The organism is Micromonospora sp. KLBMP9576 (assembly GCF_050941805.1).
In the GTDB taxonomy this organism is placed as follows: Bacteria; Actinomycetota; Actinomycetes; order Mycobacteriales; family Micromonosporaceae; genus Micromonospora.
The window spans coordinates 995,452-1,018,036 of record NZ_CP194567.1 but is presented as its reverse complement, the minus strand read 5'-3'; the positions used below and the strand labels follow the sequence as shown (position 1 = coordinate 1,018,036).

The window sequence follows — 22,585 nt, the reverse complement described above, 5'->3', positions numbered from 1 at the left end:
ATGATGGAACAGGCGGACGTTAGAGTCCCTCCCGGTGCCCGCCCAGGCGCCGCAGCAGAACGCGACGCGACGACGCGACGCCAGCGCGAGCGGAGAAGACAGGCGTGACGATCCCGTACCCGAACATCCAGCCGATGCCCGCCATCGCTGCGGTGACGCCCCCCTCCGGCGCGCAGCGCCCCCGGGTGACCTTCCTGGGCACCGGCTACCTCGGTGCGACCTACGCCATCTGCTACGCCGAGCTCGGCTACGAGGTGCTCGGCTACGACGTCGACACCGACAAGATCGCCATGCTCAACGACGGCGAGGTGCCGATCCACGAGCCCGGCCTGGACGAGCTGCTCAAGCGCAACCTGGCGGCCGGCCGGCTGCGGTTCAGCACCGACATCGCCGAGGTCGCCGAGTTCGGCGACGTGCACTTCATCTGCGTCGGCACGCCGCAGCGCGCCGACGGGATGGGCGCCGACCTGTCGTACGTCGAGGCGTCGGTCACCAGCCTGGCGCAGCAGTTGAGCCGCAAGGCCCTGATCGTCGGCAAGTCGACCGTACCGGTGGGCACCGCCGAGTGGGTGGAACAACTGGTCAGCAAGCACACCCCCGCCGACCTGGGGATCGAGGTGGCGTGGAGCCCCGAGTTCCTCCAGGAGGGCTTCGCCGTCGACGACGTGCTGCGCCCCAACCGGATCGTCGTCGGCGTCAAGAGCGAGTGGGCCAACGGCATGCTCTACGCCGCCCACAAGGGCGTCTTCGACCTGGCCGCCACGGAGGACCGCGAGGTGCCCCTGGTGGTCACCGACTTCGCCACCGCCGAACTGGTCAAGGTCGCCGCGAACGCCTTCCTCGCCACCAAGATCTCCTTCATCAACGCGATGGCCGAGGTCTGCGAGGCCTCCGGCGGTGACGTCACCCACCTCGCCCGGGCCATCGGCTTCGACCCGCGCATCGGCAACCGGTTCCTCCAGGCCGGGCTCGGCTTCGGCGGCGCCTGCCTGCCGAAGGACATCCGCGCGTTCCAGGCCCGCGCCCAGGAGCTGGGCGCCGGGGAGGCGCTGCGTTTCCTGCACGAGGTCGACCTGATCAACCTGCGCCGCCGCACCCGGGTGGTCCAGCTCGCCGCCGAACTGCTCGGCCGCCGGTCGGGACCCGCCGGGCCGGACCTCTCCGGCACCCGCGTCGCCGTGCTGGGCGCCACGTTCAAACCCAACACCGACGACGTACGCGACGCCCCGGCGCTCTCCGTCGCCTCGCTGCTGCGCAAGGCCGGCGCGGACGTGCACGTCTACGACCCGCAGGGCATGGAGCGGGCCCGCGCGGTGGCACCCGAACTGGTCTACGAGCCCGGCATCAACGAGGCCGTGACCGGCGCGGACCTGGTCTGCGTACTCACCGAGTGGGCCGACTTCCGCAACGCCGACCCGATGGCCCTCGGCGAGCTGGCCGCCGGCCGCAAGGTCGTCGACGGCCGCAACTGCCTCGATTCGGCACTGTGGACGCAGGCCGGCTGGGAGTACCGCGGCATGGGCCGCCCCTGACGATCGACAGCCGACGGCCGGTCACGGAGCACGCTCCGCGACCGGCCGTTTGCCGTCCGCTCCGACGATCTTTGCCCCGGACCCGCCGACAACTGTCGAAATCCGCGACCATATTGGGCATGCTGCCAAGGTGGAAGTCCACAGTGCGGGCGGAGGGGTGACGTGGCGACCTTTCAGTGCTCCTCGTGCGGCCGGGAGATCCAACCGGCCGCCAACTGCCCGCACTGCGGCGCGCACCAGCCACAGTGGGTCGAGCACCTGGCGGAGATCGAGCGGTCCATCGCGGAGATGAAGGCCCGCGAGGCAGCCATCGCCAGCGAGCAGCGGCAGATCGCGGCCAAGATGCAGGCCGCCCTCTTCCAGCGGGACATCCTCGCCCACGCCGGTGAGGAACGTCTCAAGCAGGCCACCCGCCCCCGCCGGGTGCTGCGCCGCAGGGCCGGTCGCCGCCCGCCCACGGCCGCCACCGGCGCCCCGCCCCGGGTGCCGCGGCAGGGCAGCCCGACCGGCCCGGACGACCTGCCGCCCCCGCCGCCGTCGAACGCCACCTGGCTCGACGCCGACAACCCGGAGCACCCGCCGGAGGCGTCCTCCCGGGAGGTGCAGAACATCCCCCTCGGGCTCGGCGCGCTGCTGCTCGGGGTCGCCGCCGTGGTCTTCGCCGCCGTGGCCACCAGCTCGATGGACGCGCTGGCCCGGCTCGGCGTCCTGCTGCTCGCGACAGTGCTGATGCTGCTCGCCCCGCCCGTGCTGGCCCGGCGCGGCCTCACCTCGACCGCCGAGACCATCGCCGCTGTCGGCCTGCTGCTCATGCCACTCGCCGGCTACGCGCTGTGGGCGGTCGACCGGATCGGCAACGGCGGCGCCTCGGGCGCGGTCTTCGCCGCGGTCATCTTCGCCGCCACCGCCGCCGTCTCCTTCGGCTACGCGGGCTGGACGGGGCTGCGCGCACCCCGCTTCGCCACCGTACTGGCCGCCCAGCCGGTGCTGCCGCTGCTGGCGTACGAGCGGATCACCGGCCCGGGAGGCTGGGCGCTGGTCCTGACCGCGGTGGCCGTGCTCGACCTCTGGCTGGCGCGTTCCGTGGTCACCGTGGAACGGCCGGTCCGCCGGGACCTGCCCGCGCCACCCGCCACGGAGACCCCGGCTCCGGGACCGGCCGCACCCCGGCAGCGCCGCGCCGACGGTCGGCCGGAGGGGGCACCGGAGGAGGCCGGCGAGGTGCTCGACGGCGGGCTGCCGGCACCCGACGGATCTGCGTCCACCCGCCCGGTGCCGTGGCTGCGTGAGCTGACCTGGCTGCTGCACGGCGTGGCGGTCGCCCTCGCCCTCGCGTACGCCGTGTCGGCACTGCTGCGCGCGGGCACCGTGCCGGCCGCGACCGGGGCGGGGCTGGCGCTGCTGCTGGCCGCCGCGGTGGCGCTGGCCGGGACGCTGGTGCTGCGCCGGCCGCCGCTGCCGGACCTCGGCGCCGGGATCTTCACCCTCGCCGTGATCGGCGCGCTGAGCCGGATCGCCTCGGTGGCGTTCCCGGGGCGGGCGCTGCTGCTGATCGCGGTGGTCATCACACTCACCGGGCTGGCCGTGCGGGCGGTGCCGGAGCGGGCACGACGCGGGCCGCAGTTCGCCTCGGCGGTGGCCCTCACGGTCAGCGGCGTGGTGGTCGCCGGTGGTGCCCTGCGCGCCGGGGTCGCCCCCGTCCAGGCCGCGCTGCCGGCCTGGGGCGCCGACCTGGGCCGCTACCCGGTCGAGCTGTCGGCCGCCGTGGGTCCGGCCGCCGGGCAGCTCGCCGCGAGCGCCTTCCTGCTGACCGTCGCCGCGGTGCTGGCCCTGCCGACCGAGATCCGCCGGGAGTTCGCGGTGGTCGGCGCGGCGATGACCGCGCTCGCCGTACCGGCGTCGTTCGGTCTCGGGTGGGCGGTGGCGCCGTGGCCGATGGTGCTGACGGCGGTCGGCATCGGGGTGGCAGGGCTCTCCGCGCGCACCGAACGCGCGGCCGTGGCGCACGCGGCGGCCGCCGCCGGCGTCGGCCTGTTCGGGGCGGGTGCCGCCCTGGCGCGCCCGGCGTTGACCGCCGCGGTCCTGCTCACCCTGTTCGCCGCCGGGGTGCTGGTCGCCGTGGCGCCCCGGATGCGGCTGGCCCCGGCCGCGGCCGACATCGTCTCGGCCTGGGCCGCCGGGGGCGCGGCGTTCGCGCTGCCGGGCGCGGTGGCCGCCTTCGTGGCCGCGACCGTGCCGGCCGGCCCGACGCTCACCCCCGCGAGCCTGCGCGAGGTCACCGTTCCGGTCCTCGCGGCCAGCTTCCTGGCGGTCTGCGTCACCCTCGGGTACGCCGCCGTCGTGCAGGTCTCCCAGCGGCGCATCCCGACGCCGCTGGCGGCCGGCACCGCCCTCGGCGCGCTCACCGTCACCGCCGCCGCCTTCGGGGCCCCGGGCGCCACGGCCGCCGACTCCTGGGTGGGCGGCCTGCTGCTCGTCGCCGCCGCGCTGGTGGTCTTCGCCGGTTCCATCGACGCCGGCCGGCGCTCCGACCTCACCCTGGACGGCTCCGATCTGGCCGCCGCGGCGGTGACCGTCGCCCTGATCGCCACCCTGGTCCGGATCGCGGCCGTGCTCGCTCCCGGCGGGCAGCTCGCCGTCGCCGCCGCGCTGGTGCTGGTGGTGGCCGTGGCCGCCCGGGCGATGCCGGAGGAGTGGCGACGCGGGCCGGTCGTCGGCATCGCCGTCGGCGGCATGCTGATCGGGCTGCTGGCCGGCTGGAGCGCGCTGCGGGGCGGGTTCGGGGTGCTCGCGACCCCCGGCCCGATCTGGGCCGGGGACCTCACCGGCTGGCCGGCCGGGCCGACCGGCGGGTCGACGTGGCAGGCCCCCGTCGCGCTGGCCCTGCTCGGTGTCGCCGCCGCGGTCCTGCTGCCACCGCCGTGGAAGTACGACGTTTCGGGCGCGGCTGCCGTGCTCGCCACGATCGGCGCCCCGGCCGCGTTCGACCTGGCGTGGTGGTCCCCCGTCCTGGTCGGCTGCATGGTCGCCGCCGTCTTCGGGACCGCCGCCGCGGCGGCCGTCGACCCCCGCGCCGGCCAGTCCCGGGCGGTGGTGGCCGGTGTCGTCGCCCTGCACGCCGCCGGGGCGGGCCTGGTCCGGCCGTGGACCACCGCGCTGGCACTGGGCAGCATCGCGCTGATCGGCGTCGTGGTGGCGGCGCTGGCCCGGTCGCTGGCCGCGCCGATGGTCAACGACATCGAGGCCGAGGGGATGCCGCCGCACCTGGCCCAGATCGGGGGTGCCGCGGCCGGTGCCGCCCTGCTCGCGTTCCCCGGTGCCGTCGCCGCGCTGGCGGCCGAGTACGAGCACTCACCGCAGGTGGTGCTCACCGCCGCGTTGGCGGCGTCGAGCCTGGGCCTGGCGGCGGTGGCCGCCGCCCGGCGGCGGATCCCGCAGTACCTGCCGTGGGCGAGCGCGGCGGTGGTGGGCGGTGCCACGGTGAGCGCCCTGGCCGCCGTGCCCGCCGGCCTGCCCGTCGGGGTCTTCGCCGCCGCCGCGGCCCTGCTGGGGGTGCTCGCCGAGCTGGTGCGCGCCGCGACCGAGCCGCCGGTCGGCGCGGCCCAGCCGGTACGGCGCTGGGCGGTGCTGCTCGACGGCGCGCTGCGGCGGCTCCCCGACGACGGGACGCAACGTCGCTGGCGGGTCAGCCCGGCCGCCGGCGCTCTCGCCGCCGCCGCGGCGCCCACCCTCCTGGCGCTGGTGTCGATCGCGCCGCCCCTGATCGTCGCCCTCGTCGACCCGCACCGCAGCCTCGGCCGGGTCTGGCAGGGGCCGCCACCGGAGCTGCTCGTCCCACCACCCGACGCGGTCGACCGGACCCACGTGCTGACCGCGCTGCTGCTCACCGCGACCGCCGCGCTCGCCGCCACCGGCTTCAGCGGCGGGCGGCGCTCCCGGGCGGTGCCGGTGGTGCTGCCCGGTGCCGCCGTCACCCTCCTGATCACGCCGGTGGCGCTCGGCAACGGCTGGCCGGCCAGCTCCCTGGCGGCGCTGGCGGTGTTCACCATCTCCATGCTGGGCCTGGCGCTCACGCCACCCCCCGCGCTGGCCGAGCAGGCCCGCTCGCTGCGGCTGGCCCGGGTGCTCGTCTTCGTCATCGGGCTGGTTGCCGGGAGCGCCGGCCTGGTGGGTGGCCTGGCGACCCGGGAGCTGACCCTGTTCACCCTCGGCGGCGCGGTCGGCGTCGGCACCGTGGCCGCGCTCTTCGGCGTCACCCAGCGGGCGCGCATCCTCGGTTGGCTCTTCGCCTCGCTGACGGCGCAGCTCTTCGTGCTCGCCGCCGGCCTGGTGGCCGGCCTCGCGGCCGTCTGGTCCGCGTTCGGCGTGCTGGCGGTCGGCGCGGCCCTACAGGTGTTCGCCGCGACCCTGCCGCGGCTGCGCCGCCCGGAGGCCCAGCGGGAGGCGGCCACGGTCGAGTGGAGCGGGTACGCCGCCGCCCTCATCGCCCTGGCGCTCGCCTTCGACTCGCCCCGGCACATCGCGGCGTTGCTGGCAGCCTGGGGCGCGGTCCTCGGCGTGGCGGCGACCCGGCCGGGCCGCCGGCCGGTGGAGCGGCGCATCCTGTTCTGGGCGGTGGTTCTCTGCGAGATCACCGCCTGGTGGATCCTGATGCGCTTCGCCGACGTGGCACTGCCGGAGGCCTACACGCTGCCCTTCGCGACCCTGGCCCTGCTGGTCGGGGTGCTGGAGCTGCGGCAGCGGGCCGATCTGAGCAGCTGGGTCGCGTACGGTCCCGCGCTGGTCGCCGCCTTCGTACCGACCCTGGCGATCGTCCTGGCCACCGAGTCCAGCACGCTGCGCCAGGTGCTGCTGCTGCTCGGCGCCGTCGTCGTGCTCGTCTTCGGCTCGATGAGCCAGCAGCAGGCACCGGTCATCGTGGGCGCCGCCGTCACCGCGATCACAGCGGTGCACGCCCTGTTCAGCCTGGGGCCGTGGCTGGCCCTGATCCCTGTCGGCGTACTGCTGCTGGTGCTCGGTGCCAGCAACGAGCGCCGACGCCGCGCGCAGGAACGCCTCCAGACGGCCCTACGCGGCATGCGGTGAACCCGGCGGTCTGCCCCCGCACCGCGCCCCGGCAAGGCCCGGAGGCAGCCCGAGGGCGGTCAGGCTGGCCAGGGCCCGGGGCCGGCCAGGCCGGCGCGGCCAGGGCTGCGGGCGGCCAGGGCTGCGGGCGGCCAGGGCTGCGGGCGGCCAGGGCTGCGGGCGGCCAGGCCGTGCCGATGCGAACATCGAGTCAACCGCAGACATCACGGAGGGTGACTGACCCGGGCGGACGACCACCACGACCTAGGCCCCCTTTGCTCTGCACCCACCCACGCACCAGTGACTGTATGTCACGCCCCGCCGCGACCCCGTCCATCAAGGTGAGCGGAAAACCCCAGCTCAACCGCCTGGTGCGTGGAGGGCAGCAGAGCAAAGGGGCCACCAGGGCGTCCCCTGCAACCGCCGACGCCATCACCCTGAGCGACATCGGCACCCATCACCGACAGTGACGAACTCTGGCATGTCGGCCAGGCGAAGGAGGGCCGGGGCGGGCGGAGGCAGGCGGGCGAGGGCCGGGGCGGGCGGAGGCAGGCGGGCGAGGGCCGGGCCGCGGTCAGGCGAGGGAGGCGCGCAGGGCGGCGTCCTTCTCCGCGACCTGCTGCTCCAGGTCGGCCTGGTAGGCCGACATGCGGTCGAGCAGGATCCGGTCCGCGGCGCCCAGAATCCGCACGGCGAGCAGGCCGGCGTTGCGGGCGTTGCCGATCGACACGGTGGCGACCGGCACGCCGGCCGGCATCTGCACGATGGACAGCAACGAGTCGATCCCGTCGAGGTGCTTCAGCGGCACCGGAACGCCGATCACGGGCAGCGGGGTGACCGAGGCGATCATGCCGGGCAGTGCGGCGGCGCCACCCGCCCCGGCAATGATGACCTTGAGGCCCCGGTCGGCTGCGGCGCGGCCGTAGTCGATCATCTTGATCGGGGTACGGTGCGCCGAGACGACCTCGACCTCGTACGGCACCTCGAACTCGGCCAGCACCTCGGCGGCGGCCTTCATCGTCGGCCAGTCCGAGTCGCTGCCCATGATCAGCCCGACGACGCTCACTGCGGTGTGCCTTTCGTCAGTGGCGGCGGGACTGGTCAGCCCGCTCACTCGTGTCCCTCGCGCAGCCAGCGGGCGGCCCGCGCGGCCCGCGCCCGTACGTCGTCCAGGTCGTCGCCGAGCACCGTCACGTGCCCGATCTTGCGGCCGGGTCGCACCTGCTTGCCGTAGAGGTGCACCCTGGCACCCGGCTCTGCCGCGAAGAGGTGGTGCAGCCGCTCGTCGATCGACATGCCGCCCGGCTCGCCACCGAGCACGTTCGCCATCACCACGACGGGAGCGGTCAGTGAGGCGTCCCCCATCGGATAGTCGAGCACCGCGCGCAGGTGCTGCTCGAACTGCGACGTGCGCGCGCCCTCGATGGTCCAGTGCCCGGAGTTGTGCGGTCGCATCGCCAGTTCGTTGACCACGAGCCGGCCGCCGCCGGGCGCGGCCGGGTCGGCGACCTCGAACAGCTCCACGGCGAGCAGGCCGACCACGCCGAGCGCGGTGGCCAGGTCGATGGCGAGCTGCTGGGCCGCGACCGCCAGCTCCTCCGGCAGGCCCGGGGCGGGGGCGAGCACCTCGACGCAGATGCCGTCGCGCTGCACCGTCTCGACCACCGGGTACGCGGCGACCTGACCGAACGGCGAACGGGCCACCTGCACCGCGAGTTCCCGGCGCAGCGGCACCCGCTCCTCGACGATCAGCCGGGTGCCGCCCGCCAGCAGCGTCACCGCCAGCTCGTGGGCCTGCGCCGCGTCGTCGACCAGCCAGACGCCCCGGCCGTCGTACCCGCCGCGGGCCGCCTTGAGCACCACCGGCCAGCCGGTCCCGTCGCCGAAGGCCACCAGGTCGGCGGGTTCGGCCACGGGCCGCCACGCCGGGTTCGGTGCGCCCAGCTCACCGAGCCGCTCCCGCATGACCCGCTTGTCCTGGGCGTGCAGCAGCGCATCCGCCGGCGGAAAGAGCTTCACCCCCTCGGCGGCGAGGGTCCGGATGTGCTCGGTCGGCACGTGCTCGTGGTCGAAGGTGACCACGTCGCAGGCCTTGGCGAAGGCGCGCAGGGCGGCGAGGTCGGTGTGGTCGCCGTACTGGACGTCGGCGGCGACCAGCGCGGCGCCGTCGTCGGGAGCGAGCGCCAACACGCGCAGCGACTGGCCGAGGGCGATCGCGGACTGGTGGGTCATCCGGGCGAGCTGGCCGCCGCCCACCATGCCGACAACGGGTAGTCCGGTACGGGAGTCCATAGCGGCGCCAGCCTACCGGGGCAGCCCGCCGGCCGCGCCGCCGGCGGGTGCGTCAGCGCCGGGCGAGCTGGGCGACCAGGTCGTCCACCGTCGTCACCGGGCGTTCGCAGACGAAACCCCGGCAGACGTACGCGGTGGGCCGCCCGTCGACCAGCGGTCGGTCGGCGAGCAGCGGCACCCCGGGCTGACCGGGGCGGCCCGCCACGATCACCGCACCGGGCGGGGCGTGCCGGTGTGCCGCCGCGACCAGCGGATCCGAGGTGGGGTCGTCGCTGACCACCGCGATCTCGTACGGCCCGGAGAGCAGCGCCTCCCCGACGGTCGCCGCATAGCCAGTGAACCGGGCGTGCCGGCCGACGATCGGCGCCACGGTCGACAGGGCCGCCTCAGCGGCCTCCCGGTAGCGGGTCTCACCGGTCAGCGCCGCGTACGCGACCAGCGCCGCGACGATCGCCGAACGCCCGGACGGGGTGGCGTTGTCGGTGGGGTCGGCGGGGCGGGTGACCAGCCGCTCGGCGTCGTCGGCGGTGTCGTAGAACCCGCCGCCGGGAGCGGCGAACCGGGCCAACGCGGTGTCCAGCAGTTGGCCGGCCAGCTCCAGCCAGCGGCCCTCGCCGGTGATCTGGTGCATGGCGCAGAACGCCTCGGCGACGCAGCCGTAGTCCTCCAGCACACCCGCGGGATCGCCGACCACCCCGTCGCGGGAGACGCGGCGCAGCCGGCCGTCGACGATGTGCACGTCCGCCAGGTACCTGGCGGCGTCCCGCATCGCGCCGTAGCTGCCGTCGGCGACGCTTTCCAGCGTCTGCGATTCGTCGTCCGGGCCGGCCGGGCCGAACGCGTCGGCCACCCGGTTGAACTCGGCGATGGCGGTGATCGCCAGCCCGTTCCAGGCGGCCACCACCTTGTCGTCCAGGGCCGGCTGCGGCCGTTCCCGGCGGGCCACCAGCAGCCGGCCGACGACGTCCTGCCAGCGCTGCCGCACCGCCGGGTCGGCGTCGTCCACGTCCCGGGCGAGCCGCAGCACGCTGCTGCCGTGTTCGAAGCTGCCGGCCTCGGTGACGGCGAAGAGGTCGGCGGCCCAGCGCCCGTCCTCCTCCCCCAGCGCCTCGACCAGCTGGGTCGGCGTCCAGACGTACGTGGACCCCTCCACGCCTTCGGTGTCGGCGTCCAGCGCCGAGGCGAACCCCCCGGACGGGGTACACAGCTCGTCGGCGAGGAACCAGGCGGTGTCCTGCGCGACCCGGCGGGCCAGCGGGTCCCCGGTCAACCGCCAGAGCTGGGTGTACGTCCGCAGCAGCAGGGCGTTGTCGTAGAGCATCTTCTCGAAGTGCGGCACCGTCCAGTGCCCGTCGACCGAGTAGCGGGCGAAGCCGCCGGCGAGCTGGTCGTAGATGCCGCCCCGGGCCATCGCCTCGCAGGTGTGCCGGGCGATCTCCAGGCTGCGCGGTGAGCCGGTGCGCTGGTGGTGGCGCAGCAGGAAGAGCAGGTTCATGTGCGGCGGGAACTTCGGGGCGCCGCCGAACCCGCCGTTCGCGGCGTCGTACTCCTTGGCGAGCTGGTCGGCCGCGGCGTCGAGCAGCGCGGCGTCCAGCGGCGCGGTGGGGCCGCCCACGGCCTGCGCGCCGCCGATCGCCTCGACCACGGCGGCGCCCTGGCTGATGACGGCGTCGCGCTGGTCCCGCCAGGCGGTGGCGACCGACTCGAGCAGCCGGACGAAGTTCTCCCGGGGAAAGTACGTGCCGCAGAAGAACGGGGTGCCGTCGGGCGTGGCGAAGACCGTCATCGGCCAGCCGCCCTGCCCGGTCATCGCCTGCGTGGCGGTCATGTAGACGGCGTCGACGTCGGGTCGCTCCTCGCGGTCCACCTTGATGGCGACGAAGTCGTCGTTGAGCAGGGCGCCGACCTGCTCGTGCTCGAACGACTCGTGGGCCATCACGTGGCACCAGTGGCAGGCCGCGTAGCCGACCGAGATGAGCACCGGCACGTCCCGGCGCTTCGCCTCGGCGAACGCCTCCCCACACCACGGCCACCAGTCGACCGGGTTGTCGGCGTGCTGGAGCAGGTACGGGCTCGTGGCGTCAGCGAGTCGGTTCACCCGACGACCATAACCACCCGCCGGCGCACCCGCCGGGCGGTCAGGAAGCGCCGTCGGCGCGCAGCGGCAGGACGTTGGGCCGGGCCTCGTCGAGCAGGGTGCCGAGCACCGCGCCGATCTTGTCGGCCGGCATCGGTTTGAAGAAGTGGTAGCCCTGGGCGGCCGTGCAGCCCAGCTCCGCCAGGGCCAGGCGCTGCTCGGCGGTCTCCACGCCCTCGGCGACCACCCGCAGCCCCAACTCGTGGGCGAGCCCGACGGTGGTCCGTACGATCGCCGCCGCCTCCGGGGAGTCGGCCATCCGGATCACGAAGGAACGGTCCACCTTCAGCTCGTCCACGGCGATGCGGGTGAGGAACGTCAGCGAGGAGAAGCCCGTGCCGAAGTCGTCGACCGCGAGCTGCACGCCCATCGACCGTAGCGTGGCGAGCACCTCGTCGATGACCTCCAGCTCGCTCATCACGACCGTCTCGGTGATCTCCAGGACCAGCCGGTCGGGCGGCACCTGGTGGCGGCGCAGGGCCTCGCCGATCTCGGCGGGCAGGCGGGGGTCGAGCAGGCTGCGTGCCGACAGGTTGACGGAGATCGGCACGTCGAGCCCGTCGCGGGCCCAGCCGGCGGCGACGGCGAGCGCCTTGTCCAGCACGTAGCGGGTGAAGGCGCCGAGCTGTTCGCTGTTCTCGACGGGGCGGATGAAGTCGTGCGGCCCGAGCCAGCCCCGGCGCGGGTGCCGCCAGCGGATCAGCGCCTCCACCCCGGTAGGTGCGCCGGTGGCCAGGTCGACCGCCGGCTGCAACGCCAGCACGAGCTGGTCGTCGGTCTTCAGCGCCTCGCGCAGCTCGGCCAGCAGGGCCAGTTGGTCGGTGCTCGCGGCGTCCCGGGCGGAGTCGTACGCGGCGACGCTGCCGCCGCCCTCCTTGGCCTGGTACATGGCGATGTCGGCCCGGCGCAGCAGCTCGGTCAGGTCGGCGGTGCCCGCGTCGGCGACCACCACCCCCACGGAGACCTCGACGGACATCCGCACCCCCGCCACCTCGGTCGGCACGGCGAGCCGCTCGGCGATCTCGCGCCCCTGGCGCAGCGCGTACGCCATCGGCACGGCCCGGTCGCCGATGACCGGGACCGACGTCAGCAGCAGCGCGAACTCGTCACCGCCGAGCCGGGCGAGCAGGTCACCGGGGCGGGCGAGGGTGCCGAGCCGGTTGGCGGTCAACCGCAGTAGCTGGTCACCGGCGGCGTGCCCGAGGGTGTCGTTGACCTCCTTGAACTGGTCGATGTCGAGCAGCAGCAGCGCGACCGGGTGGTCGTGGGCGAGTTGGCGCAGCGCCTGGTCGCCCTTGCCGAGCAGGGCCGCCCGGTTCACCAGCCCGGTGAGCTGGTCGTGCACGGCGTCGTACGACGAGCGGGCGGTGACCAGCCGCAGCTCCCGGTGGGTCGCGGCGTCGTGCAGTGCGGCGGCGAGCGCGTCGCCGAACGCGGCCACGGCGTCGCGTTCCCGGGCGTTCGGCGGCGCGCAGCGCGGGAAGCGGACCCGCAGCTCGCCCACCCGGGTGGCGCCCACGGTGAGGGTGCGTACCAGCTCGTGTTCCTCCGGCTCGCCCCGGCCGGGCGGGGCCAGCTCCCGGTCGACCAGTTGGCCGCTCGGGTCGCCCCGGTAGCGCCGCCACCGGCCGTCGCCCCGGGCCACGTCGACGTCGACGAGTTCGGCGCTGAAGAGGGTCAGTGCGCCGCTCACCGCGGCCGTGGCGACGCCCCGCTCGTCGAGTTGGTTGAGCGCGGCGGTCGCCTCGGCGAAGGCCCGCCAGGTGCGGCGTTCCTGGTCGGCGCGGAGCCGGTGCCGGTAGGTCTGCTGCAACAGCCAGAGCGGCGGCGGGAGCAGCAGCAACCAGCGCGCGTCGAGTTCCAGCAGGGCCACCACGAGCAGGCCGACGGCCACGTTCCCGACGAACATCAGCAGCTTGCCCCGCAGCGCGGCGAGCAGCGGGGACGTGACGGGGATGCCGTGGCGCAGTGCCAGGGTGGCGCTGCCGAGCCACGCGGTGGCGAGCAGGTAGGTGGCCGCCCCCACGAGCACGGCCAGGGCGAGCGCCGGGGTCGGCGTGGCCAGCAGCGGCTCGCCGAGCGCCGTGGTGACCGCGGCGGCCAGGGCGGTGGCGGCGGTCAGCGAGGCCGTGATCCGGACGACCTCCAGCAGCGGCTTCTGGTCGCCGAAGAGCGACATGGCCGACCAGGCGAGGGCGGTACCGAAGAGCGCGGCGGAGGGGATCCAGCCGGTGGGCGTCAGGTAGAGGCAGATGATCAGCGCCGCCTCGCCCCAGGTGATGCTCACCATTCCGGCGGCGGTGCGGAACCGCAGCCGGGCAAGTTGGGCAGCGGCGAACACGACGACGGCGAGACCGAACCGGGCGGGCCCGCCGACCGGGTCGTCGACGGGCAGGTGTGCCGGCGCGGTCCACCCCAGCCCGGCGGCGACCAGTGCGGTGAGCGCGACGGCGGCGGTGAGCAGGCGCAGCCGCGCGGGAGTGTCGCGCACTTCGAGCCGGTCGCTGGCCTGGCCGGCCCCGCCGGAGGTCACCGATCCGCTCCGGGCGCGGGTCGTCCGCCGGCCCGGCGGGCGAGCGCTGGTGTGGTGGTCATCGGCGCCCCCTCCCGCGCACGGCTCGGGAACTCTTGGTCCCCCGGCGAGAGGCTAAGGCAAACCCGGTGGTCGCAACAGGGGGCGATGGCCGGGTTCGACGTGAATCATGCGCGGACTAGCCGTTACGACGCTGCTGACGCCCGTTCGGAGCGGTGGAGGATGAATCCTGCCCGTGCGCGTCTTCTGTCGGATCGACGACTGTCGCCTCCGCCCGCTCGGCGGTCGACGCCGGGCCCTGCTGGGGGAACCGGTCGGGCAGCCGGCGCAGCCGGGAGTTCATGTTGCGGATCAGCAGGATGGTGGCGGCGGCCAGAACGAGGATGAGGAAGAGGCCCATCGGCCCCGCCAGGCCACCCGTGCGGGTGTCCCCGAAGTTGTTCTGGGCGAGCACCTGTGCGGCGGTCAGCATGGTGTTCCTCCGGTGTGCGGTTGGTGACCAGGGTAGCCCTCGGCCGGATCAGCGGGTGTGGACCGTCTCGCGCACCCCGGCGAAGAGGTCCGACTCGGGCAGCGGGCTGTCGACCAGCGAACGGGCCAGCTCGAAATCCTCCGTCGGCCACGCCTGCTTCTGCAGCTCCATCGGCACCTGGAACCAGAACCCGTCCGGGTCGATCTGGGTGGCGTGGGCGCGCAGCGCGTCGTCGCGGACCGGGAAGTAGTCGGCGCACTCGACCCGGGTCGTGATCCGGGGACCCTTGTCGGGGCGCTCCTCCCAGCGCTTGATCCAGTCGTCGTAGGGCGACGTCAGGCCGGCGGCGAGCAGCGTCTCGTGCAGCGCCATGATCTTGCCCTTGGAGAAGCCGATGTCGTAGTAGAGCTTGAGCGGCTGCCACGGCTCGCCCAGTTCCGGGTGGCGCTCCGGGTCGCCGGCGGCCTCGAACGCGGCCAGGCTGACCCGGTGGGTCATGATGTGGTCGGGGTGCGGGTAGCCGCCCTCCTCGTCGTACGTGGTGACGACGTGCGGTCGGAACTCGCGCATCAGGCGAACCAGCGGGCCGGCCGCCACCTCGACGTCCTGGAGGGCGAAGCAGCCCTCGGGCAGCGGTGGGAGCGGATCGCCCTCGGGCAGGCCCGAGTCGACGAAGCCGAGCCACGCCTGCTCGACGCCGAGGATCGCCCGTGCGGCGTCCATCTCGGCCCGCCGGACGTCACCGATGTTGGCCCAGACATCCGGGCGGTCCATCTTCGGGTTGAGCACGCTGCCGCGCTCGCCGCCGGTGCACGTGACCACCAGGACGTCCACGCCCTCGGCGACGTACTTCGCCATGGTCGCGGCACCCTTGCTCGACTCGTCGTCGGGATGCGCGTGGACGGCCATCAGTCGCAGTCGCTCTGCCAACGTCGGCGCTCCTCGTCTCTGTCCACCGGCGAACCCCCCGCGGGACCACCTGGCTGACCTGCCGGAATCCTCCACCCATGCCGGTACCGGCCGGCGCCGACCTGTCATATTTGATGACGGGACGGGCTGGGAAGATGGACTCTGCCATTCTTGCCGATGCCACCGACAACGACGCCAGGAGATACCCGCCGGTGACCGAGACGCACGCCACACTTCCGACGGGAGCGCCCGCCTTCCCGCCGGGCCGGTACGGGCGACGCCGAGCGGGCGGACGCCGCCGCCCGCTGCTGGTGGCGCTGCTGGTGATCGCCCTGACCGTGGTCATGACCCTGGTCGCGGTCCGGCTCTACCGGCAGTACGGGGACCCGAACTACGACGCCGAGGTGATCACCTACACCGGGATCACCGACAGTCAGGTGCTGCTCGACTTCCGGGTCAACGTGCCGACGGGCGGCTCGGCGGTCTGCCTGGTACGCGCCCGGGACCGCGCCGGGGCCGAGGTGGGCCGGGAAGAGGTGACGGTGACCGCCGGTCCCGGGCAGCGGCAGGCGAGCACGCAGCACCGGCTGGCCACCACTGCCCGGCCCTTCGTCGGCGAGGTGCTGCGCTGCCGGCCCCCGGCCTGAGCAGCCACGACACCGGCCGGCCGCACCGGCGCGACCGGCGGCGCAGCGACCGGCGGCGGGGACACCGCAGGTGTTCGAGCCCACCCGGTGTCGTACCGCACTGGTAGCTTTGAAGTTCACCTGTCAGCCAGCACGCACAAACGAGGAGACCGCCTGTGTCCACTGGCAACGAGGCGCCCGCCACCTGGCTGTCCCAGGACGCACACGACCGGCTCCAGGCCGAGCTCGACGAGCTGATCGCCAACCGGACGGTCATCGCCGCCGAGATCAACGCCCGGCGCGAGGAGGGCGACCTGCGGGAGAATGGTGGCTACCACGCCGCTCGCGAGGAGCAGGGCAAGGCCGAGGGGCGCATCCTCTACCTCAAGGAGCTGCTGCGCACCGCCAAGGTGGGCGGCACGCCGACCACCTCGGACGTGGTCTCGCCCGGCATGGTCGTGACGATCTACTTCGACGACGACAAGGACGACACCGAGACCTTCCTGCTCGGTTCCCGGGAGATCGCGTCCACCACCGAGCTGACGGTCTACAGCCCGGAGTCGGCGCTGGGCAAGTCGATCCTCGGTGGCCGCCCCGGCCAGACCTGCACCTACACGGCCCCCAGCGGGGCCGACATCAAGGTGACCGTGGTCAGCTTCGAGCCGTTCTCCGGCTGATCCCCCGGCCGGCCTGGGCTCCGGCGGGCGGCACGGCCGCTCGGGCACCGACCCGACCGGCGACGACGTACGACGCGGCGAGGCGTGACACCGGTCCCGGTGTCACGCCTCGCCCGCGAAGACCACCTGGTAGCCGCTGCCCCGCAGCGCGTTGATCAGGGTGTCGGAGTGCTCGACGCCGCGCGTCTCGACCGACAGGGCCACCTCCACCTCGCCGAGGCGCAGGTGCGGATTGGCCCGCTGGTGCTCCACGTCCACCACGTTCGCCCGGTGCCCGGCGATCTCGGCGAGCAGCGACGCGAGCTGCCCCGGCCGGTCCGAGCAGCGCACGGTCACCCGCAGGTAGCGCCCGGCGGCGGCCAGGCCGTGCTCGATCACCCGGAGCATCAGCAGCGGGTCGATGTTGCCCCCGGAGAGCACCGCCACGACCGGCGCCTCCACCTCCACGACGCCCGCCAGCAGTGCGGCCACGCCCACCGCACCGGCCGGCTCGACCACCTGCTTGCCGCGCTCCAGCAGCATCAGCAACGCCCGGGAGATGTCCTCCTCGGAGACCGTGACGATCTCGTCCACCAGCTTGCGGACGTGCGCGAAGGTCAGTTCCCCCGGCCGGCCGACGGCGATGCCGTCGGCGATCGTGCCGAACGCCGGGAGGCGTACCGGCTCGCCGGCCGCCAGGGAGAGCGGGAAGGCGGCGGCGCCGGCGGCCTGCACGCCGACGACCCGCACGTCGGGCCGCAATTCCTTCACCACCACCGCCAGGCCGGAGATCAGGCCGCCGCCGCCGACCCCCGTGATGATCGTCTTGACCTCGGGGCACTGTTCCAGGATCTCCAGGGCCACCGTGCCCTGACCGGCGATCACGTCCCGGTGGTCGAACGGGTGGATCAGCGTCGCCCCGGTCCGCTCGGCGAAGCCCTGCGCCGCGACCAGGGACTCGTCGACGGTGTTGCCGACCAGCTCGATCTGGGCGCCGTACCCCTTCGTGGCCGCCACCTTCGGCAGCGGCGCGTTCACCGGCATGAAGACTGTGGCGTGGGTACCGACGAGACCCGCCGCGAGGGCCACCCCCTGGGCGTGGTTGCCGGCGCTCGCCGCGACCACGCCGGCGGCCCGCTCCGCCTCCGACAGCCGGGAGATCCGCACGTACGCGCCGCGCACCTTGTACGAGCCGGCGCGTTGCAGGTTCTCGCACTTGAGCCACGTCGGCCCGCCGAGCGCCGCGCTGAGGGGCCGGGACGGCTCCATCGGGGTGGTGCGGACGACGCCGGCGAGCAGTTCCCGCGCGGCCCGTACGTCGGCGAGACCGACCAGTTCCGTCATGCCCTGATCGTGCCACCCGCCGCCCGCGCCGGCGCGGGCACGCCGCCGTTCACCGGGGGACGGGATCGCCGCCGCTCACCGGAGGGCGGGATCGCCGCCGCTCACCGGGGGGCGGGAACGCCGCCGCTCACCGGGGGGCGGGAACGCGCGGGTAGCCGGGGGCGTGGCGGGACCAGGGGGCCTGCATCTCGAACTGGCCGGCGACGCCGAGCAGCAGCAGTTCGGAGCCGGGCGGGCCGATCAGCTGCGCGGCGACCGGCAGGCCGTCCGGCCGGCGACCGACCGGCACCACGAGCGCGGGCAGGCCGGCGATGTTCCACGGTGCGGCGAACGGGGCGTACCGGACGCTGGTCAGCATGTTGGCCCGCCAGGACCGTCCCGACCAGCCCTCCGCCGCCGGGGGCGCGCTGGCCAGGGCCGGCGTGAGCAGCAGGTCGATCGAGTGGTCGGCGAAGAAACCGATCGAACGCTCGCGCCAGGCGGCCCGGTCCGCCTCCCGGACGTACCCGCGCCGTTGCGCCCACTCGCCGAGGGCGACGTGCCGGCGGCTGCGCCGTTGCAGGCGACGCCGGTCCAGCCCCGCGGCGCGCACGTCGGCGGCCGCCGCGGCGAACCAGGTGGCGATGCCCTGTAGGCCGAGGGCCGTCGGGTAGACCGGGTCGGCCGGCACGGTGTCGTGGCCGGCGCCCGCGAGCAGCCGGCCGGCGGCGGCGACGGCGTCCCGGTTGGGCGCGTCGGCGTGCACGCCCCGCACCGGCGAGCGGAGCGAGACACCCACCCGCAGCCGCTGCGGCGGCACCAGCTTCTCCGGCCGGCGACCGGCCAGCACCGAGAAGCCGACGGCCGCGTCGGCCACCGTGCTGGTCAGCATCCCGTGTTCGGTGAGGCCGAACCAGTCGTCCGCCCCGAGCTGGCACGGGACCACGCCCCGGCCGGGCTTGAGCCCGACCAGGCCGCAGCAGGCCGCCGGGATGCGGATCGAGCCGAGGCCGTCGTTGCCGTGGGCGATCGGCACCAGACCGGCGGCGACGGCAGCGGCCGCGCCACCGGAGGAGCCACCGGGGGTACGCCGGGTGTCCCACGGGTTGCGGGTGACCGCCGTCTCGTCGTCGGTGATGCCCCAGAGGCCGAGTTCCGGCATCCGGGTCGACCCGAGGATCACCGCGCCGGCGCCGCGCAGCCGGCGGACGACCTCGTGGTCGGCCTCGGCCACGCCGGTACGCACCGCGGCCGACCCGTTCCAGGTGGGCAGCCCGGCGACGGCGGTGTTCTCCTTGACCGCCACCGGCACCCCCGCCAGCGGCAGGTTCGCCAGGTCCTCCTGCTCGTCGACCTTCTCCGCCTCGGTGATCGCCTCACCGCCGCGTACCGTGCGGAACGCGGCGAGGTCGGCGTCGACCCGGGCGATGTGGTCCAGGTGGTCGGCGACGACCTGGGTGGCCGTGACGTCACCCCGGCGTACGCCCCGGGCGATCTGCTTGGCGGTCGTCCCCACCCAGGTCGGCATGATGTCCTGCACGGCCACCCTCCCTCACCAGCGGTCAGCCCAGCGCCTGCTCCAGATCGGCGAGCAGGTCGTCGACCGTCTCGATGCCGACAGACAGTCGCACGAGATCGCCGGGAACTTCAAGCGGCGAGCCGGCAGCACTTGCGTGTGTCATCCGGCCCGGGTGCTCGATCAGGGATTCCACGCCGCCGAGCGACTCGGCGAGGATGAAGAGCTTGCTCCGGTTGCAGATCTCGACGGCGTGTTCCTCGCCACCGGCGGCGCGGAACGAGATCATCCCGCCGTAGCGGCGCATCTGCTTCGCGGCGACCTCGTGACCCGGGTGCGTGGGCAGTCCCGGGTAGATGACCTGCCCGACCTTGGCGTGCGCGTCCAGGTAGGCCGCGATCCGCTCGGCGTTGTCGCAGTGCCGGTCCATGCGTACGCCCAGGGTCTTGATGCCACGCAGGGTGAGCCACGCGTCGAAGGGGCCGTTGATCGCGCCCATGGCGTTCTGGTGGTAGCGCAGTTCCTCGCCGAGCCCGGCGTCGGCGGCGACCAGCGCGCCACCGACCACGTCGGAGTGCCCGCCGATGTACTTGGTGGTGGAGTGCACCACCACGTCCGCGCCGTACGCGATCGGCTGCTGCAGGTAGGGCGAGGCGAACGTGTTGTCGACGACCAGCAGGGCGCCCGCGTCGTGTGCGACGCCGGCCAGCGCCGCGATGTCGGCGATGCCGAGCAGCGGGTTGGTGGGCGTCTCCACCCAGACGATCCGGGTGCGCCCCGGTACGACGGCGGCCCGGATCGCGTCGGGGTCGGAGACCTTCGCCGGCGTGAAGTCCAGGCCCCAGCGCTCCGCCACCCGGGCGAAGAGCCGGTACGTGCCGCCGTACGCGTCGTCGGGGATCACCACGTGGTCGCCCGGCTTGCAGACCGCACGCAGCAGGGTGTCCTCGGCGGCCAGCCCGCTGGCGAAGGCGAGACCGACCGGCCCACCCTCCAGCGCGGCGAGGCACTCCTGGAGGGCGTCGCGGGTCGGGTTTCCGGAGCGGCTGTACTCGTAGCCCAGCCGGGGTGCGCCGACGGCGTCCTGGGCGTACGTGCTGGTCTGGTAGATCGGTGGGATCACCGCGCCGGTGCGGGCCTCGGGGTCCTGGCCGGCGTGGATGGCGAGCGTCTCGAAGCCGTGACTCATCCCGTGAGGTTAATCCCCCGTCCCGGACGCTGGAACGCAAAGGTCCCGTACCCGCCGCGCCGGTGGCCGGGTCCCCCGCCGGAAGCCGCCGGCATAGCCTGGGCGGATGAGCGCGTGCGTGTTCTGCGGGATCGTGGCGGGCGGGGTTCCCGCCTTCCGCGTCGCCGACGGGCCCGACGGGGTGGCGTTCCTGGACACCCGTCCGGTCTTCAAGGGGCACGTGCTGGTGGTGCCGCGCACCCACCTGGTCACCCTGACCGACCTGCCCGCCGAGGCCCTGGCCGGCTACTTCGGCCTGGTGCGCCGGCTCGCGGCGGCCGTGGAGTCCGGTCTGGGGGCCGGTGGGACGTTCGTGGCGATGAACAACCGGGTGTCGCAGTCCGTCCCCCACCTGCACACGCACGTGGTGCCCCGGACCCGGGGCGACGGCCTGCGCGGCTTCTTCTGGCCCCGCACCCGCTACGTCGACGACGCCGAGGCCGAGGCCCACGCCGCCCGCATCACCGCGGCCCTCTGACCCGCCCACCCGGACCCGCCCACCCGGACCCGCCCACCCGGGCCCAGCCAAGGCGTCGCGGGGCGCCGTCACGGTCCGTGGCGACAGCAGTGCGGCGACGTTGGGTGACGGCTTCCGCCGACGCCGGCGATGCCCTCCCCGCGCTTTGCTCTGCATCCTTATCCGCACCACGGCGTTGACCAGGCCCGACGCGGAGCGGCAGCCGGCGACCGCCGCAACCATTCGTCACCCACCGTAATCGGTGCGGATATGGGTGCAGAGCAAAGGGGCCGGAGGCCCGCACCTGCGGACGGTGCGAACATCACGGAGAGTGCCCAGGCAGGTGACCGCAGAGTCACCCTCCCCCCGCTGGGCGGTCGGATCCGCCTGAGTGCGGGCGGAGCGGGTAAGGAAGGCGGATCCGGCGGTGTTGCACGCTGGGAGAGGTACGAGAGGAGTCCCACCGTGTTCCTGCGCCGTATGAAGCCCGAGCTGCCCACCCCCGACCAGGCCCTGCCGGGTCGCCTGATCGCGATGCCGATCGCGGACCGGCACGAGGTGCTGGGCACCCCGCTCAAGGGCCCCTTCCCGGCCGACTCCCAGGTGGCCGTGTTCGGCATGGGCTGTTTCTGGGGCGCCGAGCGGCTGTTCTGGGCGCTGCCGGGCGTGATCACCACGTCCGCCGGCTACGCGGGCGGCATCACGCCGAACCCGATGTACGACGAGGTGTGCTCGGGCATGACCGGGCACGCCGAGGTGGTCCAGGTGGTCTACGACCCCGCCAGGATCAGCTACGAGGACCTGCTGAAGGTCTTCTGGGAGAACCACGACCCGACCCAGGGCATGCGCCAGGGCAACGACGTGGGCACCCAGTACCGGTCGGTGATCTACGTGACCACGGACGAGCAGCTCGCCACCGCTCAGGCGTCGCGGGACGCGTTCGCGCCGATCGTGGCGCGGGCCGGCAAGGGCGAGATCACCACCCAGATCGAGCGACTCGGCGAGTACTACTTCGCCGAGGACCTCCACCAGCAGTACCTGGCGCCCACGAAAAACCCTGACGGATGGTGTGGTATTGGCCCGAACGGTATGACGTGCCCCGTGGGGGTTGCCCGCATGGGCGGCTGAGCAGCGAAAACACACCCCCGGTCGCCGCTGCGGGGAGCGGGCGGCCGGGGGTCACTCGGTCACGTAGACGCCGGACCCCGGCACCCCGACGACCAGGCCACGAGCCTTGAGCGCGTCCACCGCACGGGCGACGGTCCGGCGGGCACTGCCATATTCCTCGGCCAACGCGTCGTACGTCGGCAGGCGCGAGCCGGGTCGGAACTCTCCGGCCCCGATCCGCCGCGTTAGGTCGGCCTCGATCTCTCGGGCGGTGTGAGGGATCGGCACGCGCACAGGGTCGCGCGTTCCCACGCATGCCCTACTTACACCACTGGCACTGCTTGCCCTGATCGCATTGGTGGCACTAGATTGCCAGGTGGAGGCGCGATCAGCGGTAGCCGTGACGGCGGCGCGGGTCGCTGCACGCACGAGGGGCGTCCCGTCGCTTGGCAAGCGGCGGGGCGTCCCGTTCCGTTTCTGGAGGGGTGCCGATGCTGTCCGAAGAGAAACCGCTACGGGTGCCGGTCGACATCAACGGGTGGCGGTGGCCGTTGTGGGTCGGGCGGGTGGAGTGCGGCGAGTGCGGCAAGGCGGTCGCGGCCGAGCGATGTACGGCGCTCTCCGAACTGGCCGAGGCGATCGAGCTGCACGCGTCGAGGTGCCAGCGGGCCTGAAACGACGAAACCCCCGGTACCCATGTGGGCGCCGGGGATTTCGTGTGTCTGCGGTCAAG

Annotated in this window: 16 protein-coding genes and 2 pseudogenes; 7 read left to right on the top strand and 11 right to left on the bottom strand. The window is 74.2% G+C overall.

Annotation, left to right across the window (positions count from 1 at the left end):
* Positions 1-104: 104 nt before the first annotated feature.
* Both ACQ452_RS04790 and ACQ452_RS04785 read left to right on the top strand, forming a co-directional pair.
* Positions 105-1,532, top strand: a complete 1,428-nt coding sequence (locus ACQ452_RS04790; protein WP_433390178.1) for a UDP-glucose dehydrogenase family protein — start codon at positions 105-107, stop codon at positions 1,530-1,532.
* Positions 1,533-1,694: 162 nt separating this feature from the next.
* Positions 1,695-6,617, top strand: coding sequence for an SCO7613 C-terminal domain-containing membrane protein (locus ACQ452_RS04785; protein ID WP_433390175.1), 4,923 nt, complete (start codon positions 1,695-1,697; stop codon positions 6,615-6,617).
* 553 nt (positions 6,618-7,170) lie between these two features.
* Here the strand turns inward: ACQ452_RS04785 and purE are convergent.
* The 7 genes and pseudogenes from purE to mca form a co-directional block, all read right to left on the bottom strand.
* The gene (gene purE, locus ACQ452_RS04780) at positions 7,171-7,662 is read right to left on the bottom strand and encodes a 5-(carboxyamino)imidazole ribonucleotide mutase (RefSeq protein WP_433390172.1); all 492 of its coding nucleotides are present in this window, start codon (positions 7,660-7,662) and stop codon (positions 7,171-7,173) included.
* Between the two features lie 44 nt (positions 7,663-7,706).
* Positions 7,707-8,888 (bottom strand): 5-(carboxyamino)imidazole ribonucleotide synthase, encoded by a 1,182-nt coding sequence (locus tag ACQ452_RS04775; protein ID WP_433390169.1) that lies wholly within the window; start codon positions 8,886-8,888, stop codon positions 7,707-7,709.
* Positions 8,889-8,940: 52 nt separating this feature from the next.
* A pseudogene (locus tag ACQ452_RS04770) lies at positions 8,941-9,666 on the bottom strand (hypothetical protein); the annotation flags it as partial.
* 68 nt (positions 9,667-9,734) lie between these two features.
* Positions 9,735-10,986: pseudogene (locus ACQ452_RS04765) on the bottom strand (thioredoxin domain-containing protein); the annotation flags it as partial.
* Between the two features lie 40 nt (positions 10,987-11,026).
* On the bottom strand, positions 11,027-13,516 hold the full coding sequence (locus ACQ452_RS04760; protein WP_433393984.1) for a putative bifunctional diguanylate cyclase/phosphodiesterase: 2,490 nt from the start codon (positions 13,514-13,516) through the stop codon (positions 11,027-11,029).
* Between the two features lie 220 nt (positions 13,517-13,736).
* Positions 13,737-14,030 (bottom strand): hypothetical protein, encoded by a 294-nt coding sequence (locus ACQ452_RS04755; RefSeq protein WP_433390166.1) that lies wholly within the window; start codon positions 14,028-14,030, stop codon positions 13,737-13,739.
* Between the two features lie 48 nt (positions 14,031-14,078).
* Positions 14,079-14,960: a mycothiol conjugate amidase Mca gene (gene mca / locus ACQ452_RS04750; RefSeq protein WP_433390164.1), complete on the bottom strand. Its 882-nt coding sequence runs from the start codon at positions 14,958-14,960 to the stop codon at positions 14,079-14,081.
* 191 nt (positions 14,961-15,151) lie between these two features.
* Here mca and ACQ452_RS04745 point away from each other — a divergent pair, with 191 nt between their 5' ends.
* A complete protein-coding gene (locus ACQ452_RS04745) occupies positions 15,152-15,586 on the top strand; it encodes a DUF4307 domain-containing protein (RefSeq protein WP_433393982.1) in 435 nt (144 codons plus the stop codon).
* A gap of 155 nt (positions 15,587-15,741) precedes the next feature.
* Positions 15,742-16,242 (top strand): transcription elongation factor GreA, encoded by a 501-nt coding sequence (greA, locus tag ACQ452_RS04740; RefSeq protein WP_433390161.1) that lies wholly within the window; start codon positions 15,742-15,744, stop codon positions 16,240-16,242.
* 102 nt (positions 16,243-16,344) lie between these two features.
* Here greA and ilvA read toward each other — a convergent pair whose 3' ends face one another.
* The 3 genes from ilvA to ACQ452_RS04725 form a co-directional block, all read right to left on the bottom strand.
* On the bottom strand, positions 16,345-17,565 hold the full coding sequence (gene ilvA, locus ACQ452_RS04735) for a threonine ammonia-lyase (RefSeq protein WP_433390158.1): 1,221 nt from the start codon (positions 17,563-17,565) through the stop codon (positions 16,345-16,347).
* A 127-nt stretch (positions 17,566-17,692) separates the two neighbouring features.
* Entirely contained in the window at positions 17,693-19,090 is a 1,398-nt protein-coding gene (locus ACQ452_RS04730; RefSeq protein ID WP_433390156.1) for an amidase, read from the bottom strand.
* Positions 19,091-19,106: 16 nt separating this feature from the next.
* Positions 19,107-20,249 carry a cystathionine gamma-synthase gene (locus ACQ452_RS04725; protein ID WP_433390154.1) on the bottom strand — a complete coding sequence of 381 codons (1,143 nt, stop codon included), beginning with the start codon at positions 20,247-20,249 and terminating at the stop codon, positions 19,107-19,109.
* Positions 20,250-20,355: 106 nt separating this feature from the next.
* Here ACQ452_RS04725 and ACQ452_RS04720 point away from each other — a divergent pair, with 106 nt between their 5' ends.
* Together ACQ452_RS04720 and msrA are read left to right on the top strand one after the other, a co-directional pair.
* Entirely contained in the window at positions 20,356-20,766 is a 411-nt protein-coding gene (locus ACQ452_RS04720; RefSeq protein ID WP_433390152.1) for an HIT family protein, read from the top strand.
* A gap of 444 nt (positions 20,767-21,210) precedes the next feature.
* Positions 21,211-21,873: a peptide-methionine (S)-S-oxide reductase MsrA gene (gene msrA, locus ACQ452_RS04715; protein ID WP_433390150.1), complete on the top strand. Its 663-nt coding sequence runs from the start codon at positions 21,211-21,213 to the stop codon at positions 21,871-21,873.
* A 51-nt stretch (positions 21,874-21,924) separates the two neighbouring features.
* Here the strand turns inward: msrA and ACQ452_RS04710 are convergent, their stop codons facing one another.
* On the bottom strand, positions 21,925-22,140 hold the full coding sequence (locus tag ACQ452_RS04710; RefSeq protein ID WP_433390148.1) for a winged helix-turn-helix domain-containing protein: 216 nt from the start codon (positions 22,138-22,140) through the stop codon (positions 21,925-21,927).
* A 203-nt stretch (positions 22,141-22,343) separates the two neighbouring features.
* Here ACQ452_RS04710 and ACQ452_RS04705 point away from each other — a divergent pair, with 203 nt between their 5' ends.
* On the top strand, positions 22,344-22,526 hold the full coding sequence (locus ACQ452_RS04705) for a hypothetical protein (protein ID WP_433390145.1): 183 nt from the start codon (positions 22,344-22,346) through the stop codon (positions 22,524-22,526).
* The last annotated feature ends 59 nt before the right edge of the window (positions 22,527-22,585 follow it).

Excerpts from the sequence above, each read along its gene's own strand:
- ACQ452_RS04720 (WP_433390152.1), top strand. The coding sequence starts at position 20,356 with ATGAGCGCGTGCGTGTTCTGCGGGATCGTGGCGGGCGGGGTTCCCGCC.
- ACQ452_RS04725 (WP_433390154.1), bottom strand. The coding sequence starts at position 20,249 with ATGAGTCACGGCTTCGAGACGCTCGCCATCCACGCCGGCCAGGACCCC.
- ilvA (WP_433390158.1), bottom strand. The coding sequence starts at position 17,565 with ATGACGGAACTGGTCGGTCTCGCCGACGTACGGGCCGCGCGGGAACTG.
- ACQ452_RS04755 (WP_433390166.1), bottom strand. The coding sequence starts at position 14,030 with ATGCTGACCGCCGCACAGGTGCTCGCCCAGAACAACTTCGGGGACACC.
- ACQ452_RS04705 (WP_433390145.1), top strand. The coding sequence starts at position 22,344 with ATGCTGTCCGAAGAGAAACCGCTACGGGTGCCGGTCGACATCAACGGG.
- ACQ452_RS04775 (WP_433390169.1), bottom strand. The coding sequence starts at position 8,888 with ATGGACTCCCGTACCGGACTACCCGTTGTCGGCATGGTGGGCGGCGGC.